The organism is Microcoleus sp. BROC3 (assembly GCF_036702515.1).
Classification (GTDB): domain Bacteria; phylum Cyanobacteriota; class Cyanobacteriia; order Cyanobacteriales; family Microcoleaceae; genus Microcoleus.
In genome coordinates this window covers 75,924-85,981 of sequence record NZ_JAUBTQ010000002.1, presented here as the reverse complement: position 1 = coordinate 85,981, position 10,058 = coordinate 75,924, and the positions used below count along the sequence as shown (strand labels likewise).

General features: G+C 47.1%; 8 protein-coding genes. 2 read left to right on the top strand and 6 right to left on the bottom strand.

The features are described 5' to 3' along the window. Positions 1-2,096, bottom strand: a 2,096-nt coding sequence (locus tag QUB30_RS01715) for a DUF4347 domain-containing protein (protein ID WP_333328156.1), incomplete at its 3' end; no start/stop codon positions are given. 379 nt (positions 2,097-2,475) lie between these two features. Between QUB30_RS01715 and QUB30_RS01710 the strand changes: the two genes are divergently transcribed. Next, the gene (locus tag QUB30_RS01710; protein WP_333328153.1) at positions 2,476-5,592 is read left to right on the top strand and encodes a TIGR03032 family protein; all 3,117 of its coding nucleotides are present in this window, start codon (positions 2,476-2,478) and stop codon (positions 5,590-5,592) included. Between the two features lie 97 nt (positions 5,593-5,689). On the opposite strand, the gene QUB30_RS01705 is transcribed toward QUB30_RS01710, so the two are convergent. Beyond that, complete coding sequence (locus tag QUB30_RS01705) at positions 5,690-6,328, bottom strand: pentapeptide repeat-containing protein (protein WP_333328150.1); 639 nt, start codon at positions 6,326-6,328, stop codon at positions 5,690-5,692. A gap of 57 nt (positions 6,329-6,385) precedes the next feature. On the opposite strand from QUB30_RS01705, the gene QUB30_RS01700 reads away from it, so the two are divergent. After that, positions 6,386-6,931 (top strand): phosphatase domain-containing putative toxin, encoded by a 546-nt coding sequence (locus tag QUB30_RS01700; RefSeq protein ID WP_333328147.1) that lies wholly within the window; start codon positions 6,386-6,388, stop codon positions 6,929-6,931. Between the two features lie 266 nt (positions 6,932-7,197). Here QUB30_RS01700 and blaOXA read toward each other — a convergent pair whose 3' ends face one another. From blaOXA to QUB30_RS01680, 4 genes are all read right to left on the bottom strand, one after another. Next, entirely contained in the window at positions 7,198-8,070 is an 873-nt protein-coding gene (gene blaOXA, locus QUB30_RS01695; protein WP_333328143.1) for a class D beta-lactamase, read from the bottom strand. 151 nt (positions 8,071-8,221) lie between these two features. Next, positions 8,222-8,635, bottom strand: coding sequence for an MAPEG family protein (locus QUB30_RS01690; RefSeq protein ID WP_333328140.1), 414 nt, complete (start codon positions 8,633-8,635; stop codon positions 8,222-8,224). Between the two features lie 175 nt (positions 8,636-8,810). Beyond that, positions 8,811-9,275: a DUF3037 domain-containing protein gene (locus tag QUB30_RS01685; RefSeq protein ID WP_333328137.1), complete on the bottom strand. Its 465-nt coding sequence runs from the start codon at positions 9,273-9,275 to the stop codon at positions 8,811-8,813. Continuing rightward, complete coding sequence (locus QUB30_RS01680) at positions 9,253-10,041, bottom strand: HipA family kinase (protein WP_333328134.1); 789 nt, start codon at positions 10,039-10,041, stop codon at positions 9,253-9,255. The genes QUB30_RS01685 and QUB30_RS01680 overlap by 23 nt, the downstream gene beginning before the upstream one ends. Positions 10,042-10,058 lie beyond the last annotated feature (17 nt).

The window sequence follows — 10,058 nt, the reverse complement described above, 5'->3', positions numbered from 1 at the left end:
GTAAAGTTATAAGTTGTGCCGCTACCTGTGAAATTGCTAATCGTACTGTTAGTAAGATTCACGTCGCTGGCAATAAATCCTGTGACGCTTTCGCTGAATGTTGCTGTGACTAAAAATGGTGCGTTTGTGGTGGTTGGGGATGCTGATGTTAAGGCAACTGTGGGGACAACGGTGTCTACAATTATGGCTTTGCTATCAGCTAAAGATTGCCCCGCAGGAATAGTCAAGGTTGCATTATTTCCCGCAGCATCTCTCAATGTTGCACCGACTGCTAAAGTGAGCCCAGTTGAGTTGAGGTCGGTGCTATTTTGTCCTGCTGCTGGAGTATAGGTGCCCACAGCAGATGTGCCTGTGAAAGGTGCAATAGTGACAGTGCCGCCTGTATCTAAGGCGACACTCATATTACCGCCTGCTAAAGTAACGGCTTCGCTGAAGTTGACGGTGACGTTGATGTTGCCCGTTGTGTTGTAACTGCCGTCAGTGGTGGTAGAGGTGACGCTGGCGATGGTGGGTGCTTGGGTGTCAATAACTATGGCTTTGCTGCCACCGAGGGAGTTGGCTGTGGCTAGGGCGGGGAGGGTTAAATCGGCATTCGTGGCCAAATTATCTTGAATGGTGCCGCCGTTGAGGGTGAGGGTGTTGGTGGTGGCGAGGTATTCTAAGTCGGGGGTGGTGTCTCCTGCTTGCACTACATAGTTGAAGGTGAGTATAGTACCGCCGCTACCGCTGATATATGTGGCAAATCTGTCAGTTGTGCCTGTTTCTAGTTGCAGTTGGGGGGTGCCGGTGACGGTGACAGCGGCATCGAAGGTGACGGTGATGGCAATGGTGGCACCGACGCCGTAGCTACCGTCGGCGGTGGTGGCGGTGACAGAGGTGACATTGGGGGTCTTGTTGAGCAAGATCGAGGCGGTGTTGCTGAAGCGGTTCGCCACAGCTAAGTCGGGGCGGCCGTCGCCGTTGATGTCGCCGATGCTGACGGATCTGGGGCTATTGCCAGTAGCGAAGGTGACTTGGGTGGCGAAGGTGGGGGTGGTGGCGTTGGTGGGGGTGGTATTGAGCAGGATCGAAACCGTGTCGTCGTCGCGGTTCGTCACAGCTAAGTCGGGGCGGCCGTCGCCGTTGATGTCGCCGATGCTGACGGAGTAGGGGCTAGTGCCAGTAGCGAAGGTGACTTGGGTGGCGAAGGTGGGGGTAGTGGCTCCGGTGGCGGTGGTGTTGAGTAGGATGGAGGCGTTGTTGCTGAAGATGTTCGCCACAGCTAAGTCGGGGCGGCCGTCGCCGTTGATGTCGCCGATGCTGACGGAGATGGGGGCAGAGCCAGTAGCGAAGGTGACTTGGGTGGCGAAGGTGGGGGTGGTGGCGTTGGTGGGGGTGGTATTGAGCAGGATGGAGACATTGTTGCTGTCGAAGTTCGCGACAGCTAAGTCGGGGAGGCCATCGCCGTTGAAGTCGCCGATGCTGACGGATACGGGGAGATCGCCAGTAGCGAAGGTGACTTGGGTGGCGAGGCCTAGTACGCCACTGTAGGTTTTGAGGGTGGCTTCTGTGAGGGCTAGTTTGGGCGCTTGGGGGGATGGGGGGATGAGTTGGGGGATGTCCCAGGTGCCTCCTAGCGTACTGTTGCCTGTTGGGTGCGGGTTGGCGGCGATGTTTGCGCCTGTGAGTTGGTGCAGGTGAGTCAGGAATTGGCTGCCTGTTTCCCCGGCTGCTACGTTACATCCATATAAGATGATGTTGGCATTGGGGGTGAAGGCTCTTCGCCACTGTTGCAACTGTTGTTTGTAGTTTTTGATATTGCTGCTGTTGAGTTCTGTTGTGTCTAGGTAAAGGGTGCCAGAACTGCCGTGGGAGATGATGTGCAGGGTTTGGATGTTTGTATGTTTGGCTAATATTTTGGTAATTTGTGCTACGGCATCGATTTGGGTTTCGAGGGTGTAGGTTTGGATGCCTGGTGTTATCCCTTGGAGTAACCGATCGCACTCGGGTATTGTGGGGTCGATGATGGCGATCGCAGTCGAGCGATCGCTGGTGCTGCCTGTCAAGTTCCAGATGTTTTTAATTGAGGATAAGTTAATTTTATTTATGGTTTTCATTCTGATTTTTGCGTTATTATTGCTAATAAGATAGGGGAGAGAGTTTAAATTCCCCTTATTTGTGGATTTGATCGCAGCAAAGACGCCACCAAAGGAAGGGGCGAGCGTGTTATATGGCTGAAAAAATACCTGATACTAATAATATCGTACTTCGATCGAATCTTCTACTAAAAATATAGAGATTTACGAAATTTTTACGCTCGGCAGTCTGCAATCCGTGTATTTACTGGTCCCAAGCACGGGCAGTTAGAAACTGGTTTGTTCCGGATTTTAAAGCGATAACGAATTATTAAAATAAAATCAGGTTTTTTCGATCGCACTGGAACACTGGGAAAGTTCTGGATTAGACTGAGAATAATAGTTGCCAAGGATTCAAAAAATGTCTCAACAGATTTCGGCAGACAGTCTTTACGATCGCGCCCTAGCCATGCAAAGACAAGGCGATTGGGAAAGTGCCGAACCAGAATACCGGCAGATTATCGCGCAACAGCCTAATTACGCGCCAGCCTATTTCCAACTGGGCAATGCTAAGTTAGTCAAACAAGAATGGCAAAGCGCGATCGACTTTTACCGCCAAGCTTTAAATTGCGAACAGCGCTACTCGCAAGCCTGGTACAATCTAGGCGTATGTTTGGAAAATCTCGGGGATATTGAAGGGGCGATCGCCACCTACCAACAAGCTGTTACCTACAATCCCAAATATGCGATCGCCTACCACAGTTTGGGCAGCTTGCTCGAAAAACAATACAAGGGGGAAGCAGCAAAAATTGCCTATCAAAAAGCTGTAGAAATTCAACCAGATGCGATCGCATATTTGGGCGATTTAGCCAGAATTCAATTTATGTGCGAACAGTATGCCGACGCGGCAGTAAATTATCAAAAAGTCTTGCAACTCGACGCCAATAACATCAATGCCATGTCGGCTTTAGTAAAAATTAATCAGTGGGTTTGTCGCTGGGAGAATCTCGCAGCCGATCTCGAAACCATGTGGCAAATCGGCATCAGTTTAATCGAACAAAATATTTTACAAAACTTCTCCCTGTTTGACTTTGTGATGTTCTCGCCCTTCGGGCCCGATCGCCATTTCGCGATCGCCCGTTACTACGCTCAATTTATCAGCAGTAAAGTCGATCGAAACTACTTGCCCCCTCACATTACTCCTGCTGAAACTCCCCCACGCCTGCGAATAGGTTACATAGCCGGAGATTTTTACAAACACGCTTTAACCCATTTAATGCTTGAATTATTCGCCTTGCACGATCGATCTCGCTTTGAAATTTTCGCCTACTCCCTCGGCCCCAACGACGGCAGTTTCGAGCGTCAAAAAATCGAAGCAGACTGCGATCGATTTACCGATTTGCGAGGCTTAGTAACCGCAGCAGCAGCCGAAAAAATACAGGGCGAGCGCCTCCACATTCTCGTAGATATGGGAGCCTACACGCTGCATTCTAACCCCGGAATCTTAGCAATGCGCCCCGCACCGATTCAAATTAATTATCTAACTTACGCCAGCACGATGGGTGCTGATTTTATTGATTACATCGTTACAGACAATACAGTAACTCCACCCCACCTCGCCGAATTCTTTACGGAAAAATTCATCTGCTTGCCCGATAGCTATCAGATTAACAACTATCGGCGAGTTTGTCCCGCCGAAAACTTCCAAATCAAACAGCAAAATCCTAAGGTAAAATATGGCTTGCCGGAAAATGCGTTTGTTTTTGGCTGTTTCAATTACAGTCGCAAAATCGAGCCGGTAATGTTTGACGTTTGGATGCGAATTTTACAGCAAGTACCGCATAGCGTGCTGTGGCTGTTAGAAGGCAATCCCGAAGCAACCCACAACCTGAAAAATGAAGCCCAATTGCGGGGAATTGATGCAAGTCGCCTGATTTTTGCTCCTAGATTGTTGCCAGAAGAACACCTAGCGCGCCACATCTGGATCGATTTATTTGTCGATACTTTATATTGCAACGCTCACACTACAGCTAGCGATGCTTTGTGGATGGGAATTCCGTTGATTACTTGTCCGGGAGAAACTTTCGCGGCGCGGGTGGGAGCGAGTTTGTTGAATGCAGTTAATTTGCCGCAGTTAATAGTTAACAGTTTGGCAGAATACGAACAATTAGCCGTACATTTAGCAACTCACCTTCAAGAATTGCAACAGTTGAAAGATTACTTGCACGAGAATCGCCGCCAATTTCCGCTGTTTAATACCGCGCGAACTGTGAAGCATTTAGAATCAGCATATTTGCAGGTTTGGGAAAGGTATCGCTCGAACTTACCCCCCGCAGCAGTCCAAATCGAACCAATTGAAGAAATACCAGAAAAAGCAGCACCAAACCATCGCATAAATTTTCCAGCCAATAATGCGATAAAATCAGCGACTGGTGAAGTACAAATCAAAAGAAATGTAGCGAACCCAGGGCAAAACGGTCAAATAAATCCTAGTGCGGATTCATCAGAAGAAATTTCGGTAATTGCCGATCGCGAATTTCCGCTGTGGTTGAAACAACAACAAATTAGCATTGCTTGCACTACCTATCAAACTAACAGGTTAATGTTAATCGGTGCGGGGGCGGAAACTGACAGAATCTCAATTCATTGGCGGATATTCGATCGCGCAATGGGTCTTTACTGCACGCCGGAACGCCTTTATTTAAGTTCAAAATATCAACTTTGGCAATTAGATAATGTCTTAGAATCCGGTAAATTATACCAAGGATACGATAAATTATATATACCCAGAATCGGCTATACTACAGGAGATATCGACATTCACGATATCGCTGTCGATAAAAATAATCAAATCCTTTTTATTAGCACTTTGTTTAATTGTATCGCTACTTTGAGCGATCGCCACAGTTGCAAACCTCTCTGGAAACCGCAATTTATCTCACAATACATCAACGAAGACCGCTGTCACCTCAACGGTTTGGCAATGGTAGCTGGGGAGGCGAAATATGTCACGGCGTCGAGTCAGTCGGATGTGGTGGATGGCTGGCGCGATCGCAGAAAAAACGGCGGTATAGTTATTGATATTGAATCTAATGATATCATCGTCACAGGATTGTCAATGCCCCACTCACCGCGCTGGTATCAAGATAAATTGTGGTTGCTGAATTCGGGGAGAGGGGAATTGGGTTATGTGGATTTAGATACAGGGAAATTTGAGGCAATTACGTTTTGTCCGGGCTATGTCCGAGGACTAGCATTTTGGCAAAATTGGGCAATTGTGGGACTCTCGAAACCTCGGGGAGGTGACAACACTTTTAGCGGTTTAGAATTGGAGGAGTTGTTGGTAGCAAAGGATGCTGAGCCTCGCTGTGGTATGATGGCGATCGATTTGACTACGGGGGCGATCGTTCACTGGTTGCGGTTTGAAGGAATTGTCACGGAACTCTATGATGTGCAGGTGATTCCCACAGTCCAAAAGCCTATGGCTGTAGGTTTTCAGACTGAAGAAATTGCTCAGTTAATTACTTTGGAACTTTAACCGCAGATGGTGGCGGATGTACGCGGATTAACGCAGATAAATGTTTACAGGATTTACCCACGGGGTGTGAGAGAGAGTATTTAAGCGGGATTTGGTATTACTCAAAAATCGCCCCATTTAACGAAGTTTTTCTTAAGTCTACTCTAGCTAAATTTACACCTCTTAAATCAGTACCTGTTAAACAAGTATTGCTTAAATCTGCATAACTCAGATCGGCACCTCTGAGATTAGCATCAGATAAATTTGCTCCTGATAAATTCGCCCTCACAAGTTGCGATCCACTCAAATTGCTGCCACTCAAGTTTGCCGATTGCATCTGTGCTGCCATTAAGTTTGCTTTGCTTAAATTAGTATCGCTGAGGTTAGCCAAATTTAATTTAGCATAACTCAAATCAATATTTTCCAAGCAAAGTTCGCTCAATTGGGCGCATCGCAAGTTAGCATTAATAAAAAACCTGTCTCCCGCCGCATAACGGCGCAGCAATTCGTCAACTTCCAGCCGAATTAAAACCGGTTCGCAAGTATTTTGGTAGCACCACGATGTTTCCAGCAAACTAGCGGCTGCTTCAATTGCTACCTTGTCGCATTTAGAGAGCACCAAACTATTGCACCCATCCCACTCACCGTTGAGCATGAATGCCATCTCAGAAGCTGCTGCAATTGAGTCGCACAGCAAAACGTTTTCTGGTTTGGGTTGCAGCCAGTTCATTAAGGCGATCGAGCTGTTGTTTTTCACTGTTGATTCAGGATTTGTGCGTCTTTCTTAATTATAGGTAAAAATATTGAAAACAGTATGCACAAATTCGCTGCGGCTTCAGAGAATGAATTAATTGTGTTTGGTGCAGCCAGACCAGGATACCGCGATGCAGAAATTGCTCGCTGGATTGAATTTATGCAGGGGCATAATATCAAGCAAGTTTGCTGCTTGCTTGCTCAGACCCAACTCATCCGCTACAGGGACTTACTGGGAACATATCGGAAAATATTTGGGTGCGATCGAGTTTGCTGGGCACCGATTGCAGACTTTGAATTGGTCGATCGCGATATTTTAATCGATCGCATATTGCCGTTCTTGGAATCTGCAAATAGCAAAGGCGAACGGGTGGTAGTTCACTGTTCTGGGGGGATCGGACGTACAGGACAGGTTTTGGCTGCTTGGTTGGTCAGCGGGCGGGGATTGTCTAACAAACAGGCGATCGCAGCAGTAAAAAAAACTGGCAGAAATCCCTATGAAGCAGCAATCGTAGCTTTTTTGAAAGGTCGAAACCCCTGGCTAGTCGTTGAAGAACTTAATGCTCTCTTAGATGATTGTCGCCTTGCTGCGAGAAATGATATATAACACTATAGCAACTATATATATAGCAATCCTAAATCATTTGTGAATTTCTTACTCCCTCCCCTTGGGTTCGGGGAGGGTTGGGGTGGGGTAAAAAGTTTACGACTCCTGCAAGGATTGCTATATGTGCCAATTGCGTAAGTTTTAAAAGATTTAAAAGACTCGGCTTCCTACGATCGAACTCAGGTATCCAATAAATGGCTGTTTTGGCTGTCACCGTTAGCCTATCCGCTGGCGTTTTTGCCAATATAAGAGAACAAATAACGCACTTACAGCAGCACAAGATCCTTGAAGCAACGGCGCGTTAACTCGATTCTTGCAGGTGCGTCATTTTGGTTGCGGATGTCAATGTTTGTAGCAAAAAAGTAAACATTTTTATTCTTCTCTAAATAACCTACATACCAGCCAAGTTGAGGCTTTGTTTCTTCTCCAAAACTTGCCCAGCCTGTTTTTGCCCTAATTGTGTAATCGGGAGTTTGTTCAACAATTATGATGTCTTTCACCAGAGACAGCGATCGCTCAGAAAAGGGTAAGTCATTTTTGTACAGACGGCGGAGAAATTGAATTTGCTCGTTGGGTGTGATTCGCAGTTCTCCCTCTAACCAGAATTTGTCAATATCGTCTTTGTTACCAATTTTTTGGTTGCCATAACCGACTTTAGCTACCCATTTTTGCATTTGCTCGTGCCCGACTCGGCGGGCGAGAACTTGGTAAAACCAAACGGCGGAAAGTTTTATGGCTTCTCTCATATTCAAGTCTCGATTCCATGCGGGAATTTGCCTTTGAATTCCATCCCAAGTTAGAACAGCAATCTCATCTGAAATCACCCCTGTTTCTAAGGAAATTAGAGAGTTGAGAATCTTAAATGTAGATGCAGGTAAAAAAGCTGTGGCGTTACGCTGCGGGTTGTGTTGATAAAGCCGATCGCTATTCAAATCGTAAATTGCGATCGAGCCTTCAACTCCTAGTTCTTGAAAGTGCCGTCCAAAATTCATTGTCTGAGCAACATCTCCTCCGCGTCGTGGAGATTCTTGCACTGGAGGTGGCACGGTTAAGGCTGATTGCGGTGGCGGAACTAAAACAAAAGTAATGCAGCCTAATACAATTAAAATAACAGCGATCGCACGAGATATTCGGTTCATAAACTTCAATAAGTTAGCAAAATCACAGGCAGTAAGGTCACAGGGGCGATCGACTTGTAAGGTGCGTCTGACTTACGCTGTGCAAGAAACAATAAAGGTTGGCCCCTGACGCAACCTACTATATAGAGGTTGCAATTGCGTAATTTCTTAACTAGAAAACTGCCATCATAGTTAACGCGACCAAGCAGCTTAACTGAATTACTAAGCTGAAGAACCGATACTTGGGATCGAGACCAGCAATGTGAATCGCTGAATGTATAAGCCGAAATAGAATGTACACAACAATCAGTAAATCTACTGCTGTTCCTGAAACACCCCTAACTGTTAGAAGAAAAACAACTCCCAAATACAAAGGCAGGTTTTCTATCAAGTTGGATTGTACTCGAAATAGTCGCCATAGCAAGCTGTCGTCGTTTTGTGTGCCGAAATCTTTTACAGATCCGCCCGCAGATAGATGCCGAATCCTGACTGTTAGCAGCAGGATAACAACCGCGATCGTCCACAGGATGAAAATTGTTAAACCCCAGAGAGGGAAAGTCATATTTGTCGGTTCAATTTGCATCATCTTTCTACCTTGCGAAACTGCTGCTAACACTTTAGAAAAGTTATCGGTCAAGACTCTTGTTCTGGCATTCTCATTTTTAGCTAAAACAGCTTGAGGATGCTTCTATTTTGGCTGTTTTCGGAAATCGATAGATCGCCCGCCAAGCTCACCGCAGCATCTAACCGACAAGTTGAGGCTAACTAGAGTGCGATCGCCTCTCCTGAGTGTCAATTCCAACCGCTAGCAACCGAGCGTTTACAGAGGGTTTTCGGCTTGACGATCGCACCATTGTATCGAGCAAGTGTTCGATCGCGCCCGGTAGATTCTGGCAAAAACCAGTGTGTACCCGCGATGTCTGAACGATCGTGCTGCGGGGTGCTACGAGCCAGTGAAAGCGCTCTCTGTGGGGAAGTTGACCGATCGCGCCAGATTCCTTGCCGCCTGCACAAATGATGGGAATGACTGCTAGGTGATTGCGAATCATTTCCAAATCCAACGTTGAGTCGATCGCCATCAAGCGCTGTTCATCAATTTCGATCCGGGCTTCGAGGAATTTTTTCGTACCGCAGGAAACGATCGCCCCCACGTTGATAAACTCCTCGCGCTCGACTTTGGGAACAACGCGGATAATGGCGTAATCATAAAGAAATCGATCTGGCACTAATCGCTTCCTCCAAAAAAATATGTGGTGATTCTAGCCGATTTAGCAGGTACTCGATATAAGCATTCCGATGTTGGTTGCTATCGCTGAAAGGAGAATCTCCCACCAGCCAAGTATCAGGAATTAGTTTAACGATGTTGCGAATGATTTCCGGCGTTAGCCTTTGAGTCATCTTTGAATTTGCCGCTTCCAGCGTGCTGGCAAAACGCAGTAGAACGTGGTCTTTGATTGGCGGAAAACGATCGCGGCTGCGCGAGAGATAATCTTTCCAGGTGTGGTGGAAGTAGAGGGCTGCACCGTGATCTATCAGCCAAAGCCGGCGGTGCCATACCAGCATATTTGCATTGCGCGGCGTGCGATCGATGTTGGTCACAAAAGCATCAAACCAGACGATTTCTGAGGCCAGATCCGCCTCGGACTTACCCGCTATCGGGTCAAAGGTGATGGAACCCGGAAGATAGTCGAGGGCGAGGTTGAGGCCAGCACTTGCTCGGATCAAATCTTGAATTTCCGGGTCAGGCTCAGTGCGAGCCAGTTCGGGATCGAGTTCAACAAAGACGAGTTCGGGGACAGGCAGCCCGGAAGCGCGAGCAATCTCTCCCGCCACTAGCTCGGCGATCAGAGATTTGGCTCCCTGGCCCGCACCGCGAAATTTGAGCACGTACATACCATCATCGTCTGCTTCGACGATCGCGGGTAGCGACCCGCCCTCGCGTAAGGGAGTGACATATCTGGTAGCAGTGACTGTTCGCAAGCTAATACTCATGCTATTTTAGATTTTCT

Excerpts from the sequence above, each read along its gene's own strand:
- QUB30_RS01710 (WP_333328153.1), top strand. The coding sequence starts at position 2,476 with ATGTCTCAACAGATTTCGGCAGACAGTCTTTACGATCGCGCCCTAGCC.
- QUB30_RS01700 (WP_333328147.1), top strand. The coding sequence starts at position 6,386 with ATGCACAAATTCGCTGCGGCTTCAGAGAATGAATTAATTGTGTTTGGT.
- blaOXA (WP_333328143.1), bottom strand. The coding sequence starts at position 8,070 with ATGAACCGAATATCTCGTGCGATCGCTGTTATTTTAATTGTATTAGGC.
- QUB30_RS01690 (WP_333328140.1), bottom strand. The coding sequence starts at position 8,635 with ATGATGCAAATTGAACCGACAAATATGACTTTCCCTCTCTGGGGTTTA.
- QUB30_RS01680 (WP_333328134.1), bottom strand. The coding sequence starts at position 10,041 with ATGAGTATTAGCTTGCGAACAGTCACTGCTACCAGATATGTCACTCCC.